The sequence below is a fragment of the Peribacillus sp. Aquil_B1 genome (assembly GCF_022603275.1).
Lineage (GTDB): Bacteria > Bacillota > Bacilli > Bacillales > DSM-1321 > Peribacillus.
The window spans coordinates 1,765,360-1,786,480 of record NZ_JAKXEE010000001.1; the positions used below are offsets into that span (position 1 = coordinate 1,765,360).

The 21,121-nt window shown below is 37.9% G+C and carries 17 protein-coding genes and 1 riboswitch; of the genes, 13 read left to right on the top strand and 4 right to left on the bottom strand.

Features of this window, described 5'->3' with window-relative positions:
- The first annotated feature begins 245 nt into the window (after window positions 1–245).
- Entirely contained in the window at window positions 246–716 is a 471-nt protein-coding gene (locus MPH60_RS08805; protein WP_241590914.1) for an Lrp/AsnC family transcriptional regulator, read from the top strand.
- A 623-nt stretch (window positions 717–1,339) separates the two neighbouring features.
- Here MPH60_RS08805 and dapA read toward each other — a convergent pair.
- Window positions 1,340–2,236 (bottom strand): 4-hydroxy-tetrahydrodipicolinate synthase, encoded by an 897-nt coding sequence (gene dapA / locus MPH60_RS08810; protein WP_241590912.1) that lies wholly within the window; start codon window positions 2,234–2,236, stop codon window positions 1,340–1,342.
- Window positions 2,237–2,373: 137 nt separating this feature from the next.
- Window positions 2,374–2,552: riboswitch (Lysine riboswitch) on the bottom strand.
- 539 nt (window positions 2,553–3,091) lie between these two features.
- A complete protein-coding gene (locus MPH60_RS08815; RefSeq protein WP_241590909.1) occupies window positions 3,092–3,508 on the bottom strand; it encodes a DUF2690 domain-containing protein in 417 nt (138 codons plus the stop codon).
- A gap of 447 nt (window positions 3,509–3,955) precedes the next feature.
- Here MPH60_RS08815 and MPH60_RS08820 point away from each other — a divergent pair, with 447 nt between their 5' ends.
- The 5 genes from MPH60_RS08820 to MPH60_RS08840 all read left to right on the top strand — a co-directional run bounded on the left by MPH60_RS08820 (window position 3,956) and on the right by MPH60_RS08840 (window position 10,886).
- Window positions 3,956–6,214, top strand: coding sequence for a metallophosphoesterase (locus tag MPH60_RS08820; RefSeq protein WP_241590907.1), 2,259 nt, complete (start codon window positions 3,956–3,958; stop codon window positions 6,212–6,214).
- Between the two features lie 529 nt (window positions 6,215–6,743).
- On the top strand, window positions 6,744–8,192 hold the full coding sequence (locus MPH60_RS08825) for a sensor histidine kinase (RefSeq protein ID WP_241590905.1): 1,449 nt from the start codon (window positions 6,744–6,746) through the stop codon (window positions 8,190–8,192).
- Window positions 8,189–8,875 (top strand): response regulator transcription factor, encoded by a 687-nt coding sequence (locus tag MPH60_RS08830; protein ID WP_241590903.1) that lies wholly within the window; start codon window positions 8,189–8,191, stop codon window positions 8,873–8,875. The genes MPH60_RS08825 and MPH60_RS08830 overlap by 4 nt, the downstream gene beginning before the upstream one ends.
- A 273-nt stretch (window positions 8,876–9,148) precedes the next feature.
- Window positions 9,149–9,850: an ankyrin repeat domain-containing protein gene (locus MPH60_RS08835; RefSeq protein WP_241590900.1), complete on the top strand. Its 702-nt coding sequence runs from the start codon at window positions 9,149–9,151 to the stop codon at window positions 9,848–9,850.
- A gap of 76 nt (window positions 9,851–9,926) precedes the next feature.
- Window positions 9,927–10,886 (top strand): DUF4822 domain-containing protein, encoded by a 960-nt coding sequence (locus tag MPH60_RS08840; protein ID WP_241590898.1) that lies wholly within the window; start codon window positions 9,927–9,929, stop codon window positions 10,884–10,886.
- Window positions 10,887–10,956: 70 nt separating this feature from the next.
- On the opposite strand, the gene MPH60_RS08845 is transcribed toward MPH60_RS08840, so the two are convergent.
- Window positions 10,957–12,693 carry a methyl-accepting chemotaxis protein gene (locus MPH60_RS08845; protein WP_241590896.1) on the bottom strand — a complete coding sequence of 579 codons (1,737 nt, stop codon included), beginning with the start codon at window positions 12,691–12,693 and terminating at the stop codon, window positions 10,957–10,959.
- 259 nt (window positions 12,694–12,952) lie between these two features.
- Window positions 12,953–13,870, bottom strand: coding sequence for a DMT family transporter (locus MPH60_RS08850; protein ID WP_137017613.1), 918 nt, complete (start codon window positions 13,868–13,870; stop codon window positions 12,953–12,955).
- A gap of 390 nt (window positions 13,871–14,260) precedes the next feature.
- On the opposite strand from MPH60_RS08850, the gene MPH60_RS08855 reads away from it, so the two are divergent.
- The 7 genes from MPH60_RS08855 to MPH60_RS08885 all read left to right on the top strand — a co-directional run bounded on the left by MPH60_RS08855 (window position 14,261) and on the right by MPH60_RS08885 (window position 21,021).
- Window positions 14,261–15,217 (top strand): sugar kinase, encoded by a 957-nt coding sequence (locus MPH60_RS08855; protein ID WP_241590895.1) that lies wholly within the window; start codon window positions 14,261–14,263, stop codon window positions 15,215–15,217.
- Between the two features lie 22 nt (window positions 15,218–15,239).
- Window positions 15,240–16,250: an ureidoglycolate dehydrogenase gene (allD, locus tag MPH60_RS08860; RefSeq protein ID WP_241590893.1), complete on the top strand. Its 1,011-nt coding sequence runs from the start codon at window positions 15,240–15,242 to the stop codon at window positions 16,248–16,250.
- 8 nt (window positions 16,251–16,258) lie between these two features.
- The gene (locus MPH60_RS08865; protein ID WP_241590891.1) at window positions 16,259–17,278 is read left to right on the top strand and encodes a zinc-binding alcohol dehydrogenase family protein; all 1,020 of its coding nucleotides are present in this window, start codon (window positions 16,259–16,261) and stop codon (window positions 17,276–17,278) included.
- 13 nt (window positions 17,279–17,291) lie between these two features.
- Window positions 17,292–17,912 (top strand): bifunctional 2-keto-4-hydroxyglutarate aldolase/2-keto-3-deoxy-6-phosphogluconate aldolase, encoded by a 621-nt coding sequence (locus MPH60_RS08870; protein WP_241590890.1) that lies wholly within the window; start codon window positions 17,292–17,294, stop codon window positions 17,910–17,912.
- A gap of 12 nt (window positions 17,913–17,924) precedes the next feature.
- Complete coding sequence (gene uxuA, locus MPH60_RS08875) at window positions 17,925–19,001, top strand: mannonate dehydratase (protein WP_241590888.1); 1,077 nt, start codon at window positions 17,925–17,927, stop codon at window positions 18,999–19,001.
- Window positions 18,998–19,834 carry an SDR family oxidoreductase gene (locus MPH60_RS08880; protein WP_241590886.1) on the top strand — a complete coding sequence of 279 codons (837 nt, stop codon included), beginning with the start codon at window positions 18,998–19,000 and terminating at the stop codon, window positions 19,832–19,834. Before uxuA ends, MPH60_RS08880 begins: the two co-directional genes overlap by 4 nt.
- Before the next feature lie 185 nt (window positions 19,835–20,019).
- Entirely contained in the window at window positions 20,020–21,021 is a 1,002-nt protein-coding gene (locus MPH60_RS08885) for a LacI family DNA-binding transcriptional regulator (RefSeq protein WP_241590884.1), read from the top strand.
- Window positions 21,022–21,121: the final 100 nt, after the last annotated feature.

Below are 21,121 nucleotides of genomic sequence, written 5' to 3' on the forward strand. Positions count from 1 at the left end.
GCTCCTTTTCATCTTTCACAGTTTAAGTGAAAAAAGATCGAAGCCATTGTGCACAATGACATTTCAATTTTCATAATTAATTACTAATAATTTTAACATTTTAGTTCGTTAGTTAATATATTATTTTGTATAATAGAAGAAACTTAAAATAATGTTAAAAAATATAGTCGATATACAGAATTTAATTAAGTTTTGGATAGTGGATGATACCGATTTTGGAACATTTGTAAAAGGAGTGACTATAAGTGGAATCTATCGTAAGCAAGGTTCTAGATCATGTTGATATTCAAATTTTAGATTTACTTCAAAAGGATGCACAGTTAAGTAATACTGAGCTTGCCAAGCGTGTCAAGTTATCTCCACCAGCTATACATTCAAGGATAAAACGTTTGGAAAATGAAGGATTTATTAATGGGCAAGTAGCAATTTTAAACCAGGAGAAGCTAGGTTTTGATTTATTATGCTTTATTTTTATGAGTACGAATATACATCAAGCTGAAAAACTGGAAGTTTTGGAGAAGGCTTTAGCTTCTATGTCAGAAGTATTAGAGTGCCATTGTTTAACAGGTGAGTATGATTATCTTTTAAAAGTGGCTAATAAAGATCGAAAGGAATTAGAAATATTTATTAGAAAGTTAAATAAACTAGGCATAACCAGAATTCAAACTAGCCTAGCTCTCAGAGAAATTAAATATTCAACAGTTTTACCCATATAGGAAGAAAAGTCACGTTCGAAAAAGTACACTTGATTGAACGTGTTTTGTAGAACAAGAGAAAGAGAGAAGTAGAAGAAGGAATAAAAAATGAATTCCTTAAATTTGGAAACATACAAATCTGCAGCAAGGATAAAAATGAAGAGCAGCAACTTCAGGCCATGAAATAAAAGAGTTTGGCTAAAAAACTAGTCAAAAAAATAGCCTTTGCTAAAAGAGAACAAAGGCTATTTATTCATTATCAAGTTATATTAGTAAATATAAATCCAATTCTAAAGTTGAACTTTAAATGCGTTTCTTATTTCTTTCATGAAAATAACCTTCTCTAATTTTACATATTGAATGTGAATGGAAATTCACTTTATTCGTTTGTATTTGTTAAGTGATCCTAGGGAACGAGTCATATAAGATTATTCTTATCATTTCAAGAAAATGGAGATTCTGCTTTTGCCCTTAATCTTATAAAATCATTATATTGCTAAACTAGTTTAAGCACTGAGCCGTGCATCGATTAAAAAGCAGTGCACTCTTTATGAGTTGCACTGCTTTTTAAGATTGTATCCCGTTAATTATGGTCTTTAAATTAGAAAATCGGTATTAAAGTATAGCTGAATGAATCGTTAACTTTATTTATTTAACAAAACAGCTTCTTCGTTTCTAGGTTGTAGAGCCATTTGTAGTGCTATTTTTTCTTCATCGTTTAAAGGAACCAATGGTAAGCGGACACCTCCAACATTTAACCCTCGCATATTTAATGCTGATTTCACCGGTGTGGGGCTTGGTGCCGCAAATAATGCTTTCATAATTGGAAGAAGTTTACGATGCGTAGCGGCAGCACCATGGACATCGCCATGTTTAAAGCTATTGATCATTTCTTGCATTTCATTTCCAATTATGTGTGAAGAAACCGAAACAATGCCTGTTCCACCGATGGCTAGAACCGGTAATGTTAACCCATCATCGCCGCTGTACAATGTAAAATCACTAGTTGTTTTGCTAATGATTTGTGCCATGGCATCTAAGTCACCACTTGCTTCTTTTACTGCCACAATATTGTTGATTTTTGAGAGGCTAACAATCGTCTCTACTGACATGTTTACAACACTACGTCCTGGAATATTATAAAGCATTACCGGTAATGATGTTGATTGGGCAATAGCCTTGAAGTGCTGAAATAATCCTTCTTGAGACGGCTTGTTATAGTATGGGGTAACGAGCATGATTCCGTCGACTCCTGCTGCCTCTGCTTGCCTTGTTAAGCTGATAGAAGCTTTTGTGTTATTTGAGCCAGTTCCAGCTATGACTGGAACTCTTCCATCAACAACTTCAACCACAATTTTGAATAAATCTAGTTTCTCTTCTGTTGTTAATGTAGGAGACTCTCCAGTTGTACCAGCTATTACTAATCCATCAGAACCATTAGCAATTAAATAGTTTACTAAAGTTCTCGTAGCATTAAAATCAACCTCATCATTATGATTAAACGGGGTAACCATTGCGGTTAAAACTTGGCCAAAATTCATAACTACACACCCTTTTGTATAATATTTTTTAAAAAATTCAGAGGTGGTTAGGGCCATTCAGGAGTAAACGCAAAAAAGCAACAACGAGGGTTCGCTGCTGCAGTAGAAACAATATTTATCAAAAAAATCGTTTCAGCGCGTAAGATAGCCCTCCATATAGTTTCCTATATGACAGTCCTGTATTTATTCAATAGCAGAACCAGCTTCAAGAACATGAGATTCTTTCCGCTTCGGCAAATTCCCCTTTCCACAATAGTCATAGGATCTCATTCTCCTCAAAATGTGTACTAATGGTCTTTGCTCCTCTATCCTCACTTCAAAAAGTACGAAGTAAGAAAATATTTAATTGACTGTAATATAACAAGGAATCCTTTCTATTGCAAGGCAAATTAGAAATATTTTTTTAGAACTCATGGATAATCAATGGAATGGATACGGCATAGGGCTGGATTCATCTTTTTTAGTAACTCAAAATTAATAGTTTTATAAAACAAACTGTATGAAAAGATCCACCCTTTTATCGTCAGTTTTGACAATAGATATATCTTGAAGATGGTATCAAGGTGGGGAGGACAGCAAGATATGAAAATCTGTGACGTGGGAAGCAAGAAAACGATCGCTTCAATTGTAAGTAGGGCCCATTGATACAAAATTGGAACGAGATACGTATAAACAACATACGTATCTCGTTCCAAAGCCATGAGATGAAATGAAAAAAGCCATTAAGATTCGTGGGGTTGTTAAACAAAGAAAATTGATCACGCATTGAACTGCGCAATGGACTGTAAGCAAAATGAGGAAAGATGGCAAAAACGGTTGTACCGCCGTTAACAGAAAGTTTACATTAGTACCTCATTAATAACGACCAGTGTTCGCAGAAATAATGAGAGCCCCATTTGAAGAATAAATACCTGCTTTGGCCAAAGCATTATACGGATCTAAATTCCATAATTGTGCAGTATAACAGGACGTTTGACCTTTCATTATCCATCCGTTACCGCCGGAACTAGCGCAACTTGTAAATGCCCTCTTAGTCGTGCCATTAAAACTGTCAACCCAAACATTTGCATAATAATCGTAAGGAGCAGACGAATAAAACTTTAAGTAACCCCACGCCGTATGACAATACGCACTGCCTTTTAGCTGCACATATCCAATTTTCACACCGTTTTTATAGATATATTCTGTTTCATAGGTGATTGGGCTTTTAGAAGCACAGCCTGTCGAATAAGGGTTTGTATTATCGTAGGACAAAGCAAATGCTTTATTCATCGGTGCAATCGCAAAAAACAGTCCAAAGACAAGAGTTATTACCATCATAATATTTAATAATTTTTTTATAATAACCTCTCTCCTTTCCTTCTTCTAGACTTTACCATATGGAAATTGGTATTTCTATGCACTATGGAATCATTTACCACATGCGTAAATATTACCATTTTATAGGTGATTTACGTTGTTGAGGGATAGTATCCATTCCCATTAAAAAAAGGTAAATAAATACCAAAAACGAGACAATGGTGAATGGAACGAATACAGGCCATAGTCCTTTTTTTGCATTTATTAATAAATAAAATACATTGGACTTATATTTTATTAATAATGTAAAGTTACTATTTTAATTGGTAAACATCATAAAAATTTATAAACAAGGAGGATATTTGTTGATTTGTTTAAAAAATACATAATTGCCTAAACGATAAATAGGAGGTATTGATTTTGAAAGCGAAAAATAAATTTGCAGCAATGCTGACAGTTGTAACAGTAGGATTAACAACTTCTTTATCAAGTGTACAAGCATTCTCGGAATCTTCAAGTTCAGATAATAAACGTAAACCAGAGCTCGTTTTTCCAGTAATCAGTGATGTACATATTGATGATGGATCAACAGCTGATATGAACAAGTTCAGAACAGCCATGGATCAATTAAATAAAGCTGCGCCTAGACAGGATGCTTTTGTTGTGGTTGGGGATTTAACGGACTATGGATACGCTACTGAATATGATAAGTTCTTCTCCATTTATAATGAGAAGAAACAAGGCGATGTCCAATCCATGTTTACAATGGGGAACCATGATTATTGGAATGGACTTTCCGTTGAAAAGGCACAAGATCGTTTTCTCGAGAAAACTGGAATGGATTCTCTTTACTATCATAAAAAAGTAAATGGATATGATTTTATTACGTTAAGTCCGGAAAATGGTAATACGCATGGTTTATATTCTGTTAATCAAATTAACTGGCTAGGTGAAAAGTTAGCTGCAGCAGAAAAAGAGAATCCGGACCAACCAATCTTTGTTTTTCTTCATCAACACATTAAAGACACTGTGTATGGAAGTGACTTGTGGGGAACTCAGGAAAACAAAGAACTTTTATATGATACATTAAAGAAACATCCACAGGTTATTACATTTTCAGGCCATTCTCATTATCCACTTGAAGACCCGAGAACAATTCACCAAAAAGACTTTACGTCTGTTGGCACGTCTTCTGTAAGTTATTTGGAATTGGAGCCAGGTAAACTTCAAGGGTTTCATCCAGAAGGATATCGGGATATTAGTCAAGGGATGATTGTAGAAGTTTATAATAATGAAGTTGTCATTAAAAAACGTGACTTTCATAAAGACGATTGGACAGGAAAACCATGGGTAATAAAAAACCCTTCTAAAAAAAATAAATTTAAATATACAGACGATCGTGATCAGTTACCACCGGTTTTTTCAGGTAAAGACAAGGCTTTGATTGTAGAAGAAAAATCCACACTTAGAAGTTTAAATGTAACCTTTCCACAGGCAAAAGATAACGCACTCGTACATTCCTATCACATTACCGCCAAAAACAAGGAAACAGGGGAGCTGGACGCTGAGTTCACCGCATTTTCTGAATTCTATTATGATCCTGTACCAAAGAATTTAGAGTTCCCTGTTGCTGGACTTAAGCCAGGTATTGATTATGAAATTAAGGTACAAGCACTAGATTCATTTAACAATAGCAGTAAAAGGGTGTTACTGGCTGATGGCCAGACAAAAGCAATGGAAATGGTCTCGGCCCAAGCTTCTCCTTCTTTAGTAACGGAAGGTGAATCGACTGCACTCCAAATGAAGATGAAAAATCATGGAAATAAAAGTGTGAAAGGGAAAATTAAAGTGGATGCACCTGAAGGTTGGAGTGTGGAGCACAATGAACTTGAATATGAGCTATCAGGAACAGAAGAAAAATTGTTGACAATAAAAGCTACACCTAGCAAGGAGATTTCGGGTTCAGCACAATTCAAGATTACTGCTTTCGAGGATGGCCAAATAATTGGCTCCAAGAATATAAATGTATTCGTCAACATGATGCTTGGAGAAAGTTTTGACCAATTAGAGTCTGCATTAAAGCCAGCAGTGAATGAAAACATTCCAAGTTCCATTCTCGGTTGGAGCCATACAGCTCCTAATGGCTGGACGGTTACAAATAGCTCGAATATGCCAGCTGGTACAGAAGAGTGGCAAGGTTGGAGCTTCACAACAAAGGACTTTTGGACAAAAGCAGAAGACCAGGAGCGTAACCGATTTGAACTTGGCAAAGGTGTTATAGCAGTAGCGGATCCTGATGAATGGGATGATAACGGTTCACCAGCTGCAAAAGGCTTTTTTGATAGTACATTAACTTCACCTTCTGTAAAAGTTGATGATGCAAAAGATCTATACTTAGGATTTGCATCCCACTATAAACAAGAAGGAATGCAAACAGCTGAAGTAACTGCTGTTTTTGATAATGGAAAAAAACAACAAGTTCTCGTTTATGACAATAAAGCTGCTTCGGATAATAAAAATGGACATGTCTTGAATAAATATGAAATTAAATCGATTAAGGTTCCTGAAGATGCTGCCTCTATGAAATTACAATGGAGAATGCATAATGCCAAAAATAATTGGTTTTGGTCGATTGACGATATTCGATTGGATGACCAAATGATCGTTTCACCAAATTAATGAGAAGAACAGGTGAACTTTTCTTGAAATTTGTAAAAGTAAAAAGCGGACTTTCCTTAAGGGGAAGTTCGCTTTTTCTCTTCTTTGTGAAGATAATACATCATATTGAGGGATAGTAATTAATTATAAATACTGAAGTGCGGCTTTATATAATTCTTGGATAATTAAAAATAATATCATTATTATAAAAGGTAGATTCAAAAAATATAAAACAATCTAGCCGGAACCATGCTAGATGCTTGCGCCGAGGAAGCCTGATAAACAGTCGGCGGAAAAGGCGCTGATTTCGGAATTCATCTGAAGCTTTCATAAATTAAAAAACCACAGGTAAACTAAATAAAGACTTGGTTATACTGCATGATTTTTTATTGTTTTTTTTCTGTGTATTTTAGAAAATTTTAAGATTTGTGTGATATGTTTTTTTAAATACTAAGAAAAGTTATCGTGGGAAACATTTTTTTGCAAGAACAGCAGATAAACAACTTTTCTATAAAAGAGTAAACGAAAGATCGATACGGGGTGAAAATATTTGTCAATTAAAATGAGGTTTCTGTTGTCCTACGTTGGCGTAATCCTTATTTCCATCACTTTGTTTTTAGCAGCTGGATTTTTACTTATTTTTGCAATAACAGGTGATGTAAAAGCGATAGAGCATTTATATAAAAAGTCTTATCTCCAAAAACCTTTGACTGCAGTAGAGGAAAGTGTGTTTCTCGATTTAAAGCTTTTGGCAAAAAATAACCCTGAGCAGCTTCTAAACGAAGAACAGCTGAAGAAGATTGAACATGGAGATGTTAAGATTGTCGTTAGAAAAGGTAAAAACATTGAGTATGCATCCCAAACACTAGATAAGCTAGGCTTGATACAATCACTTCCCAAGTTCGAAGAAACGAACATCAATACGCGGGACACAATCAAAATGAAAGACTCTTTTTTCACTTATGTGAAGTTTGATTATTATTTTTCGGATAAAAGTGAAGGAAGTATTTTTGTATTGAGAAAGGCAAGTTCGTATGCCGAGCTGACTCGAGAGCTCTTTCCCATTTTATTCGCTCTATTGTTATTACTGTTTGTAATGATTATTGGACTATTAAATTATTTAGTTTCACGTAGCATCATCAAACCGATCTCCATTCTTAAAGAAGGCGCAGAGCGGATTAAATCAGGAGATTTAAACTTTGAAATTAAAGCGTCTTCGAATGATGAAATCGGACAATTGAATAGAGCGTTTGAGGAAATGAGAAAAAAGTTAAAAGAGTCCGTAAACATTCAGCTTCAGTATGAGGAAAATCGCAAAGAGCTTCTCTCTAATATTTCCCATGATTTGAAGACACCGATCACTTCGATTATGGGATATGTTGAGGGGATTAAAGACGGAGTAGCAAACACCCCACAGAAAATGGACAAATATTTATCGACTGTATACCTTAAAGCAAGAGATATGGATTCATTGATAGATGAATTATTTTTATTTTCCAAGTTGGATTTGAAAAAAGAACCATTCACTTTTGAAACGGTCAGATTAGATAAGTATTTAAAAGATTACGTAGAAGAACTTCAACTGGATTTACTTCAACTAGGGATCCAGATTGAACTTCATCAGGTGAATAAACCGATATACGTGACAGCGGATAGAGAGAAACTGAAACGCGTATTGGCCAACCTGACCAGCAATTGTGTAAAGTATATGAATAAAGATGAAAAACACATTTCCATTTCTCTGCATGAAGGACTATATGATGTTGTTGTACAAGTAACGGATAATGGCTATGGAATAGGATCTTCTGCTTTGCCTTATATATTTAACCGCTTTTATCGTGCCGAGGAATCTAGAAATTCTCGGACAGGTGGAAGTGGTTTAGGACTTGCGATTGCAAAAGAAATCATCGGCGAGCATGGTGGAGATATTTGGGCTACTAGCGAGATAGGAAAAGGTACAAGTGTCTTTTTTTCCATAAAGAAAGGTGAGGAAATGTGAAAAAGATATTACTTATTGAAGACGAAGTCAGTATTGCAGAATTACAAAGGGATTATTTGGAGATTAATGATTTTAGTGTCGATATTCAACATACTGGTGATGCAGGTCTTCAACAGGCACTTCGAGGAAATTATCATTTAATCATTTTGGATATCATGCTTCCAGGGTTGAATGGATTTGAGATATGCAAACAAATACGTGCTGTCCATAATATCCCGATTTTGCTTGTATCCGCCAAAAAGGAAGATATCGATAAAATTCGGGGGCTTGGTCTAGGGGCAGATGATTATATTACAAAACCATTTAGTCCAAGTGAACTAGTTGCAAGAGTGAAAGCGCATATAGCGCGGTATGAACGTTTATCAGGAAGTCACCCTAAATCTAATTCAATCTATGTTCATGGAATTTCAATAGATAAGTCAGCACGCAGAGTTCACATAAACGGAGAAGTGGTCCCGTTTACCACAAAGGAATTCGATACTTTAGTGTTTTTTGTCATGCATCCGAATCAAGTATTAAGCAAAGAGCAGCTTTATGAAAATATTTGGGGCTTGGAATCGGCTGCAGATGTTTCGACCGTCACCGTCCATATCAGGAAGCTGCGTGAAAAAATTGAAAGAAATCCTGCACATCCTAAATTTTTGGAAACCGTTTGGGGAGCAGGGTATCGCTTCAATGTTTAAATAGCTTGTTAAGGACCCGTCACGAAGGTGGCGGGACTTTTTTATAAACATTAAGAAATTTTATGAATAAGTTAATCATTTTTTAAGAAATTGTTTAGAGGGAGTTTAAGGTTAAGCATTAACATTATGAAGACGGAATAAGTAAGCGAATAAAAATAAAAGGGAGAAAAAAATCATCATGGAACCTAAAGAACATGTCAATTTGCTACATAAGAATGACGGGAAATCCTTATGCGGGTGTGAAGTACAAACAGGGAAAGGGTGGTGTGGTTCATGTGGAGACGGCTAACGATTGTTATCGGAAGCCTTTTCATCCTTCAAGGCTGTGTCTTGGATAATGAAGTAGAGTTAAATAAACAAGAAAAGGAGACAGGAAAGGGAATGAATGAACAATTGATTCAAGCTGTAGAACGTAAAGAAACGGAAAGAATAAGAAGCTTGATTGAGCAAGGTGCAGATATAAATACACAGGACTCGGAAGGGCGAACCTCCACTATGATTGCGACTTATAACAATGATGTGGAGACAGCCAAAATTCTTATTGAAGCGGGTGCAGATGTCAACATACAGGATGACATGAAAAATAGCCCCTTCTTGTATGCCGGTGCTGAAGGTTATATAGATATACTTAAACTTGCCATTGAAGCAGGTGCAGACCCCTCTATAACCAACCGTTATGGAGGAACGGCTTTAATCCCTGCTTCTGAACATGGTTATGTTGAAGTTATGAAAGAACTTCTTTCTAAAACTGATATTGATGTGAATCATGTGAATGATCTCGGCTGGACCGCTTTGCTAGAAGCTATCATTTTGAATGATGGTGATGGAAAACAACAGCAAACCGTGCAATTGCTAATAGATCATGGAGCAGATGTCAATATCCCCGATAATAGTAGTATGACACCTTTACAACATGCCCGTGAGAAAGGGTTTAAGGAAATCGAACAAATTTTACTTTCGGCAGGAGCAAAATAACCAGATCGCAGATACTTTCAATTTGTAATATCAATTGCACTACAAAAAAACCACAATATGATGAGGAGACGAAAAAATGAATAAAAAAGCAAAAATTTCATCAGCTATACTACTTGGGTTAACATTGGTCATAACAGGATGTAACACAAGCGCACAAGACAATAAAAGTGCTCAGAAGCAGGAACAAACTGCAAAACAGAGTAAACAAGAAAAAAAGTTAACCGCAGGGGAGGAAATGACTAAAATTCTTACTAGCACGAATTGGCAAGGAACAAAAGTTTATGATAAAAATAATAATGACTTAACAAAGGAGAATGCAAGCTTCATTGGTCTAGCTAAATATGATGATGAAGCATCAAGATATGAATTTTTTGATAAAAATACTAAAAAAACTCGAGGTGATAAAGGAACTTTCTTTATCACGAATGGAAAGATTCGGGTGTTGATTTCAGAATCAATGGGCTACCAGGCTGTTGTTGAAATAACTGAACTGAATAAGGATATGTTCACTTATAAAAGAATGGGCAAAGATGCAAATGGGAACGACGTAGAAGTGTTTGTCGATCATATTCCTTATACTGAAACAGAACTTTCCTTTACGGATCCAGACAAAAATTTGGAAACTTTCACAGGGGATGTAGTTACAGACGTTGATGGGGACAAAATTTTATCAAGCACCACTTGGATAGGTACAGTGGCATTGGATGAAAAGGGAAATGATGTATCAAGCTATAACTCGAATTATTTAGGACTGGCAAAATATGATGATAAAACAAATAAGTATGAATTTTTTGATGCTAAAACCGGTGAAAGCCGTGGTGATTACGGCTATTACGATGTTGTCCATGGAAATAAGATTAGAGCCCATGTTTCACAAGGGGAAAATAAGTATGGTGCAGTTCTTGAACTTACGGAACTTAATGAAAATAAATTCACTTATAAACGAATCGGTAAAGATAAAGAAGGCAATGATATAACGATAACAGTTGAACATATACCATATGAAGGTGATTTGAAACTAAAATCCACTAAGTAAATAAAAAGGGATTTTGCATTAATAGCAAAATCCCTTTCTTGATATAGTAATAGAATGTAGTTCAAACTTATTACGCGTTAAACTGTTCAACAGATGTTTCCAGGTCATTAGCGAGCTTTACCATTGAAGTGGTTGAGAAGGAAATGTCCTCCATGGATTTCGCTTGTTGATCGGTTGATTGTGCCACTTGCTTTGAAGCCACTGCCGTTTCCCTTGTTAACCCTGCAAAATCTTCTATCGAAGCATTGATTTCTTGAGAACTTGCTGCCATTTGCTCTGTAATGGCGGATATTTCTTGAATCTGATCACTAACATGTTCAAAAGATTTTATGGTCTGTTTAAATGTTTCCCTTGTATTCAGGACAAATTTTGTCCCTTCCTCCACCTCTTTAGTTCCAGTTTCCATCATTTTCACTGATTGATTTATGATGGATTTAAAATGAAGCAGGGACTCTTGTATATTGATCGCAGATTCCTTCGTGCCCACTGCCAATTTCCTTACCTCGTTCGATACCACAGCAAAACCTTTACCCTGTTCACCGGCTCTAGCAGCTTCAATGGCTGCATTTAATGACAGCAGGTTTGTTTGCTCGGCAATTCCCGTAATTAAATGTACAATATTCACAATCTCATTTGCTTGTTCGTCCAATTTCTTTATTTCTGAACTTGTTTGCAGCATAACATCTTTTACTTGCAGAATTTGATTTGAGAGTTCATTTATATCTTTATTTCCAATGGACATTCTAGTTGAAACATGATTTGTCTGTTCACTGACCTCTGAAGAAGCTTCGGCAATTTTTTGTATCCCTATGGTCATTTCCTCGATGACCCTCGATGATTCTTCACTTCTGTGCAATTGTACTTCAGCAGCCCCTGCAACTTGCTGAATGCCTTTAACGATATATTGTGTGGAAGTATCCATTTCTTTGATTTTGTGTTCGATATCACTTGATGATTCCAATAGCTGGAAAGATGAGTTTTTCATGGAGTTGACGATCATAGTTGTATTGGTGATCATTTCTTCAAAGGATTTCACTAAAACCATGATTTCGTCGTTTCCCTTAACCCTTGTGTTGCTAATCAGTTTATTGGCTGATAATAAATTTCCATTTGAGATTTCCTTTGCAGCCATGCTGACCTTGAGTAGGGGGCTTAACTTTCTAGTCAAGAACCATATTAAAGCACCCACAACGATTGCCATTAAGATTACATTGATTACTATCATCAGGGGAAGGATGCCACCCAGTACCTTTCCGGTCGTAGCATCGACTTTACTTGCATCAATATCCACCCCTAGTATTCCAATGACCTCGTCCCCTTTCTTTATGGGAACAAAAACGGATAAATAGTCACCATATTCAGGATCATGAACGATGGAAGTGGTAGAAACCTTTCCCCTCATGACGCTTTCTACATCCTGATATGAAGTTACGGTTGTGGGGGTTGAAATGGGAGATGCTTTTTTATCTTCCTTACCCATTCCATCTATAAGAATATGGACTTTTTCGCTGCTTTCGTCTATCCCCAATGTATAGACATATAATGCTCCAGTTTTTTGTTTATAATCGTCTAACTGTTCGCGTATCTCCCAATATGTAGAGGTTTCGGATTGATTACTTAAAAAATCGGCATATGATGTTGGATTTATTCCTTGAGCGATATTGCTTGCGATGTCTAAGCTGCTCATAGCGATTGTTTTCTCAACCGTATCATTTGTACTTTTATACATCAATAGCAAACTTCCAATTAATGTAATGACCATACCTGTTAAAAGAACAAAACCTATTTTCGTACTGAGTTTATTCATCTTTGTTTATTCCTTCCCCGTGTTATATATTAACCATGTTTTATATATCGGTAATAATTGAATATATTTAATGAGACTTTAAAAGCTTCGGGTGGTTTTTAAAGTTTTATGTTAAAGCAGAATCTAAAGGAGTATGAAGGAATTGGAGAGGGGGGTAAATAATAAGACCCTACGACACTGCTAAGCCATTTTTAAAAGGGATGGTAGTGTCATAGGGTCTCTATTTTTAAAGCACGAAAACCAGGTTTTGCTGTAGCCGTTAGGCAGATATGCGTTTATTTTTCCGTTGGAGGATCCATATTTCTATTGCACCGGAGCCAAGCAATACTCCTGAAACAATGAATATAAGTCCAATGAAATGTGCAGGAACTATGGCTTCATTAAGGAAAAATGCTGCCCCTAACAAAGAGAACAAGGTGTTTAAGTTAAGAAATATCGATGATTCGGCTGCGCCTACCTTACCAATGGCATAATTATAGCTCATGTGTCCGAGGGCAGTGGCAAAAATAGCTGAGAACAAGAAAGCTCCCCAGATGGATGGCGGTGCCGTTGCCAGTGAAGATAAGCCCTCTGGTTCCTTCCATAAGCTGATGGCAAAAAGAATAAAAGACCCGATCAGCATCATATAGCCGGTTAGTAATCGTGGGTCCATTGTTTTTGAGGCTTTATTTATTAGTATGAAACTTAATGCCTGTGAAAGTATGGAAAGTAAAATATCCACATCCCCCAGATTAATAGAATGAAGTCCCCCACTTCCTGCCATGACGGTAAAACTCACACCTAGGGCACCGCATATAAAGCCAATAAGCCTGATTAAAGTGGGCTTTTTACGAAAAAATATCATGGTCAAGATGACAGTCAAAATGGGTCCCATGCCCAAAATCAGTCCAGCATTTGAGGCGGAAGTCTTCGTCAATCCCTCAGCTAAAAAATAATGATGAAAAACGACACTCAAAAGTGCTCCTCCAAAAACGTAAAGAAGTTCACTTTTTTTAGGAAGACGTATTAATCCAAAGAAGAAAAGAATAATAATGACGATAAGAGAAGCAGTAAAAATTCTCAATGAAGTGATTGTTACGGGCTGAGTATGCGCAACTAATATTTTAATAACTGAGACATTTAACCCCCACGTGATCATTATTCCGGTAAGTAAGATGTATATTTTCAAAAAACTCATTCCAAACAACCTTTCATACTTATTTAACAATTGATATATTATACAACTTTCACTAAATTAATAGCAAAGAGTAAAATTTGATTGAAAGCTCAAGGATGAAAAATCAGAAGCTCTTAATCATGAAAAAAATGGGGAGAAATAACCCTTTCGTTTTACATTAATATGGTTTTTTTTATCATAAATTTAAGAGAAATATAATCGAATAAAAATAAAATTACAAATTATCAAACTTTTCTATTGTTTTTGGCAGGGTTTTCATTTACAATTTCCTTATGATTTACCAAACCGGTTTAGTAATAAACTAAATCGATTTAGCAAAGCTTAATGAAAGTGATATGATCAAATGTTTTTCTTTTTATTTGTGATTGTTCGAAAGAAGGAGGTACTGTATTGTCATCAAAATATGGTGTTTTAACGCTGGGCGACGCCATGATTACGCTAAATCCGGAAGAGACAGGACCTTTAAGATTCGTTACCCGTTTTGAGCGAAAAGTAGGAGGCGCTGAACTGAATTTTGCGATTGGCTGTGCAAGGCTTGGCATGCGGGCAAAATGGATAAGCCGTTTAGGCAAGGATGAGTTCGGTAAAGTTATCTATAATTTCGCTCGTGGGGAAGGCGTGGACATGAGTGATGTTGCCTATGTAAATGGATATCCAACATCCCTTAACTTTAAAGAAATTCGGGAAGATGGGTCGGGAAAGACATTTTATTACCGCTATCAATCTCCCATTTTAACTTTAAAACCGGAAGATATAACAGAAAAAATGTTTGAAGAGATTGATATAGTCCACCTTACTGGAGTATTTTTGGCTATAGATCCCAAAAATGTGGATATTGCCAAGAGAGTACTGGACATTGCAAAACAAAAACATATACCTGTTTCTTTTGATCCGAATATCCGCTTAAAGCTGTGGTCCATCGAGGAGGCAAGATCAGTTTATTATAAAATTTTTCCATATGTTGATATTTTGCTTACAGGTTTGGATGAAATAAGATTGATCATCGGAACGGACTCTAAAGAATCACTGGCGGAATTCGCAAAGGTCAATGATATTGATCAGCTTGTCATTAAGGACGGGAAACATGGTTCAAAACTTTATACCAATAATGAATGGCATGAAAAAGAAGCCTTCCCTGTTATACCTGTAGATACTGTTGGTGCGGGGGATGGTTATGATGCCGGTTATATTTACGGATATCTTCATGGCTTATCAATTGAAGAAAGATTGACATTCGCAAATGGTGTAGGAGCTCTTGTCACAACTGTTGCAGGGGACAATGAAGGATTACCATATTTGGATGAAGTAATGCCATTTATACAGAATGAGGCCGTTATAGAAAGATGACTGAAGGAAAAGAGGGAAGGAAATGGCAACAGTTACGATTCAAGCCGAGGAAGCAAAACGATTAGTCATACAACAGCTGACCAAAGTGGGTTTAAATGAAGAGAATGCCGGTAAAATCGCGGAAGTATTGGTTCATGCCGATCTCAGGAATGTCAATTCCCATGGTGTCTTGCGCACAGAGCATTATGTGAACCGTTTACAGGCAGGAGGCATAAATCCGGATGCCCAGATTTCCTTCCAAAAGACAGGGCCCGTTACAGGAGTAGTTGATGGAGATGATGGATTTGGGCATGTGATTAGCGACGTGGCCATGGACCATGCAATCGAAATGGCTAGAGATAATGGCGTGGGCATGGTGACTGTTTTTAATAGCAGCCATTGCGGGGCACTAAGCTATTTCGTTCAAAAAGCCGCTGAAGCAAAGTTGATTGGCATCGCGATGTCACATACCGATAAAATTGTGGTTCCTTTCGGAGGAAAAACATCATTTCTTGGTACCAACCCAATCGCTTACGGAGTTCCTGCCAAAACGAAGAAACCCTTTATTCTTGATATGGCAACATCCAATGTTGCGCTGGGTAAAATCCTCCAGGCACGCGAAGAGGGAAAGGAAATCCCTGAGGGATGGGGCGTGGATGAAAATGGAGCTAATGTCACTGACCCGAATAAAGTCGTTTCCCTTTCCACTTTCGGAGGCCCGAAAGGCTATGGCCTATCCGTAATTGTAGATGTATTTTCTGGATTATTGGCCGGTGCTGCATTTGGCCCGCACATTGGGAAAATGTATGACGACCTTGATAAGAAACGGAAGCTGGGACATTACTTTTGTGTAATTAATCCTTCGTTCTTTACGGATACTGATATATTTTTAGAGCAAATGGATCAAATGATTGAAGAGCTGCAACAGGTTGAACCTGCTCCAGGCTTCGATCGCGTATATGTACCGGGTGAGATTGAACAAATCAATGAAGAAAAAAACCTGAAACAAGGAATTACGATAGCATCAAGTGTTTATGAATTTCTTACAAAGTAGGTGGGGAAATGAAAGCGGTTCAAGTTCGGAAAGCTCATGAACTGATCATTCAAGAAGTGGAAAAACCACGGATTTCGAACTCGACGGATGTCCTTGTAAAAGTAAAAAGAGTCGGCATTTGCGGATCGGATATGCATATTTACCATGGTACGAATCCTCTTGCAACACTGCCGCGGGTCGTTGGGCATGAAGTAGCGGGAGAAGTTGTGGAGATAGGTCAAGGTGTTACGGGCATAAAAGTGGGGGACCACGTTGTTATTGAGCCCATCAGTTATTGCGGTGAGTGTTACGCTTGCCGCAAAGGACGCCAAAATGTTTGTGAAAAACTTTCCGTTTTTGGCGTGCATGAAGATGGTGGGATGAGGGAGTGGTTCGTCCTTCCGGAGAAACAATTACATGTTGTGGATTCCGATTTATCATGGAATGAAATAGTATTGGCTGAGCCATACACAATCGGAGCACAGGCCGTTTGGAGAGGCGAAGTGGAGGAAGGGGAAACAGTCCTGATCCAGGGAGCCGGGCCTATTGGAATTTGCATATTGAAGATGGCAAAGCTTCAAGGAGCAACAGTGATGATCACGGATTTAAGTGATGAGCGTTTGGAATTCGCTAAAGAAAGCGGCGCCGATATCACGGTCCATGCTGGAAAAGAAGATGTTCAAAAACGAGTGGAAGAATGGACAAATGGCCAAGGGGCCAACGTCGTCATTGATGCAGTATGCTTGCCGATGACATTTGAATTGTCCTTCGATGTCGTGTCAACGGCGGGGCGGATTGTCGTACTCGGTTTTGATGAACGTCCTTCATCGGTTTCCCAGCTGCCAATTACAAAAAAGGAAGTATCGGTGAAAGGGTCTAGATTGCAAACCGATCAGTTCCCGAAAGTGGTTAAACTTTTAAATGAAGGAAAACTCAGACATGAAGGTTTAGTCACCCATACATTTTCGCTCAATGATATCCAGGAAGCATTTAATTTTGTTGAAAATCATCCCGAACAAGTTCGAAAAGCGATCATCGTTTTTAATTAAGGAGGTAGGTGTTATGGATAAACATTCAATCATACGTCGAATAACGGAAACGAAAGTTGTGGCTGTTATCCGGGGGCAGGATGCAAAGGAGGCGGCACAGCTTTCTAAAGCAGCTATGGAAGGCGGTATTCAGGCAATCGAATTGACTTATACAACACCGGGAATTGAAGATGCTTTCAAAGAACTGCAAAATACGGATGCACTATTAGGAGCAGGCTCGGTACTTGACTCTGAAACGGCTCGGCATGCGATTTTAGCTGGCGCCAATTTTATCGTCAGCCCCTACTTTGTCAATGGCGTAGCCGAACTTTGTAATCGATACGGCATTCCCTATATGCCTGGATGCATGACAATTAGAGAAATGGCTACATCATTGGAAGCCGGCTGTGATGTATTGAAGTTATTTCCGGCCAACCATTTTGAACCTTCTTTCATCAAGTCGGTTAATGGTCCACTGCCCAATGTAAGGATCATGCCAACAGGGGGAATTAATCTGGATAACATGAAGGACTGGCTGAAAGCGGGCGCCGTAGCAATCGGGATCGGCAGTGACTTGAACAAAGCCTATCAAAATGGCGGCTATGAAGCCGCAGTGGAATTAAGCCAAAAATACATGCAAAAAGTTGCGGAATAATGGAGGTGCATGATGAACATTACATTTAGATGGTATGGGAAAGACAATGATACCGTTACATTGGAGCACATTAAACAGATTCCTGGAGTAAAAGGGATTGTCTGGGCACTTCATCAAAAACCTGTTGGTGAGGTATGGGAAAAAGAAGAAATTAAAAAGGAAATCGAGTATATCCAATCATTTGGTTTTCACACGGATGTCGTAGAAAGTGTAAATGTCCATGAATCGATTAAATTGGGTAATGAAGACCGCATGATATATATAGAGAAATACAAAGAGACGATCCGGAATCTTTCGGAAGCTGGAGTGAAAGTCATTTGTTATAACTTCATGCCGATCTTTGATTGGACTCGGACTGAAATGTTCCATCCTTTGGAAGATGGATCAACTGCCCTGTTTTATGAAAAGGCGAAAGTGGATACGTTAGATCCACAAGATTTAATTCGTACGGTAACGGAAGCCTCAGATTTAACTTTACCAGGTTGGGAACCAGAAAAGATGGATAGAATCACTGAATTATTCGAAGCATACAAAACTGTGGACGAAGAGCAGCTGTGGGCGAATCTTGAAATATTCCTAAAAGAAATATTACCTGTTGCCGAGGCTTGCGGTATAAAAATGGCAATACACCCGGATGATCCGCCATGGTCCATTTTTGGCTTGCCAAGAATCATCACCGGAGAGTCGAGCTATGAAAAACTGATCTCGATTTCGGATTCACCATCGAATGCGTTCACCATGTGTACAGGCTCAATGGGGGCAAACCCTGAAAATGATATGGTCCAGGTGGCTAAAAAGTATGCAAACCGTTCGCCTTTCTCCCATATAAGAAATGTGAAGATTTTTGAAAATGGTGACTTTGTGGAAACATCCCATCATACCCAGGATGGATCCATCAATATACAGGGCGTCGTCGAAGAATTGAATAAGCAAAATTATACTGGTTATGTCAGACCGGATCATGGCCGCCATATATGGGGGGAAGATTGCCGCCCTGGTTACGGTTTATATGACCGAGCATTGGGAATCATGTATTTGCTCGGATTATGGGATGCATATGAAGCTGGTAAATCAGGTGGGAAATCATGATTCCCATCCATGAAAACTTAAAGAACAGGGTGGCTGTGATCACTGGGGGCAGCGGTGTTTTATGTTCCAGAATGGCTGTGGAATTGGCGCGTCATGGTGTCAAGATAGCTATATTGAACAGAACGGCAGAAAAAGGTCAAGAAGTGGTCGAACTCATTGAACAAACTGGGGGGACTGCGATTTCCATAGCGGCAGACGTTTTGGATAGAACCTCATTGGAAAATGCAAAAGGGAAAATAATAGAATCGTTCGGAAGAGTGGATCTATTAATAAATGGTGCGGGTGGCAATCATCCTGATGCCATTACTGCTCCAGAGAAATATGGAGAAGAAGCAGAAGGAAAATCATTTTTTGATCTGGATGAAGATGGTTTCTCCCAAGTTTTTGCCAGTAATTTTACCGGTACATTTTTGGCAAGTCAGGTTTTTGGAAAAGAATTATTGCAAGTGGAAGCACCAGTTATCGTAAATGTATCTTCCATGAGCGCCTATGCTCCAATGACTAAAGTACCAGCATATAGTGCCGCCAAAGCTTCGATAAATAATTTTACCATGTGGATGGCTGTTCATTTTGCCGAAGAAGGTTTACGGGTGAATGCCATTGCTCCAGGTTTCTTTTTGACGAAGCAAAATCGGGATCTTTTGCTTAATGAAGATGGCAGCCTGACGGCAAGATCTAATAAAATCATTACTTCAACACCCATGAAGCGTTTCGGGCAGCCTGAAGATTTACTTGGTACCTTGCTTTGGCTCGTTGATGAATCCTATTCGGGCTTTGTCACAGGAATTACGGTACCGGTCGATGGGGGCTTCATGGCATACTCAGGTGTTTGAATTCAGGTCCAATAATAAAGCAAACAAGTGAACGTGATTAAATTAGTTCCACGGTATGGGAAATTGACTTTTTTACTGCATCAGAAGGTGATTGTAAAGCTTTCCTTATTATAATAGAATATTCCTTATATATCTAAGCCATTTTGGTAATAAAGAATTGAAACCACACGACAGGAATGAATGAAATGAAAACCATTACAATTACTGATGTCGCCAATCACGCGAAAGTATCAAAAAGCACAGTTTCCCAATACCTGAACAAACGCTATGAATATATGAGTGAAAAAACCAGGAAAAAGATTGAAGAAACAATAGAAGAGTTAAACTATCAGCCTAATATAATAGCGCGCAGTTTAAAACAAAAATCCACTTTTACCGTTGGGGTAGTGGTTGCCAATATTCTTCACACGTTTTCAACGCAAGTTATTAGAGCAATAGAAAACTACTTTTATGAACAAGGGTTCCACATTATCGTTTGCAATGCAGATGACAATCCTGAAAAGGAAAAGAATTATATTGAAATGCTAAGGGCTAAACAAGTGGATGGAATCATCATTTTCCCCACAGGGGACAATCTTGATTTATATCAACGTATGAAGAGTGATCAATTCCCGATTGTTTTCATGGATAGGACAATCGAAGAATTGAATATTGCTACAGTCATGCTCGATAATCACCTTGCTTCCAAGTTAGCGGTCGATCGGTTTATTGAAAAGGGTTTTGAAAACATTGCAATCATAACCACTTCAATAATACGCGATATCAGTCCTCGAATCGAACGGATTCAAGGGTACAAGGATTCGCTCGAGTCCCATGGGATACCATTCAATTCAGAATATATTAAAACTGTGAATGCAAATGAAATTCCGATTGCACTTTCAGAATTTTTCGAATTGGAAAAGCCGCCTCAAGCCATTTTGGCAGGAAATGATATCGTACTTAATGAAGTATTGCGTTATATGAAACAGCATGAAATCAATATACCTTATGACATAGCGGTCATAGGAATCGATGATGTTCCGTATGCCAGTTTCTATACACCGACCATTACAACGGTTAATCAGCCAGCCATTGAAATGGCCAACTTGGCAGCAGAGTTACTGCTTAGTCAAATCAATAAAACAGGAAAAGAGGATACAAGCGTCCATCGCTTGAAACCGACTTTGCTTTCAAGGAATTCTTGCTAGAACCGGATGTAAGAATTCCTGTGAAAAAGAAAGCGCTTTTTTTACGGGGATTCTAAACCGATTTAGTTATGGGCCATATAGGCTTTACTCTTGGATATTA

Coding starts and splice junctions, on each gene's coding strand:
- MPH60_RS08880 (WP_241590886.1), top strand. CDS start 18,998: ATGATTCCCATCCATGAAAACTTAAAGAACAGGGTGGCTGTGATCACT.
- MPH60_RS08870 (WP_241590890.1), top strand. CDS start 17,292: ATGGATAAACATTCAATCATACGTCGAATAACGGAAACGAAAGTTGTG.
- MPH60_RS08845 (WP_241590896.1), bottom strand. CDS start 12,693: ATGAATAAACTCAGTACGAAAATAGGTTTTGTTCTTTTAACAGGTATG.
- MPH60_RS08815 (WP_241590909.1), bottom strand. CDS start 3,508: ATGAATAAAGCATTTGCTTTGTCCTACGATAATACAAACCCTTATTCG.
- MPH60_RS08865 (WP_241590891.1), top strand. CDS start 16,259: ATGAAAGCGGTTCAAGTTCGGAAAGCTCATGAACTGATCATTCAAGAA.
- dapA (WP_241590912.1), bottom strand. CDS start 2,236: ATGAATTTTGGCCAAGTTTTAACCGCAATGGTTACCCCGTTTAATCAT.
- MPH60_RS08850 (WP_137017613.1), bottom strand. CDS start 13,870: ATGAGTTTTTTGAAAATATACATCTTACTTACCGGAATAATGATCACG.
- uxuA (WP_241590888.1), top strand. CDS start 17,925: ATGAACATTACATTTAGATGGTATGGGAAAGACAATGATACCGTTACA.
- allD (WP_241590893.1), top strand. CDS start 15,240: ATGGCAACAGTTACGATTCAAGCCGAGGAAGCAAAACGATTAGTCATA.
- MPH60_RS08885 (WP_241590884.1), top strand. CDS start 20,020: ATGAAAACCATTACAATTACTGATGTCGCCAATCACGCGAAAGTATCA.
- MPH60_RS08840 (WP_241590898.1), top strand. CDS start 9,927: ATGAATAAAAAAGCAAAAATTTCATCAGCTATACTACTTGGGTTAACA.
- MPH60_RS08835 (WP_241590900.1), top strand. CDS start 9,149: ATGTGGAGACGGCTAACGATTGTTATCGGAAGCCTTTTCATCCTTCAA.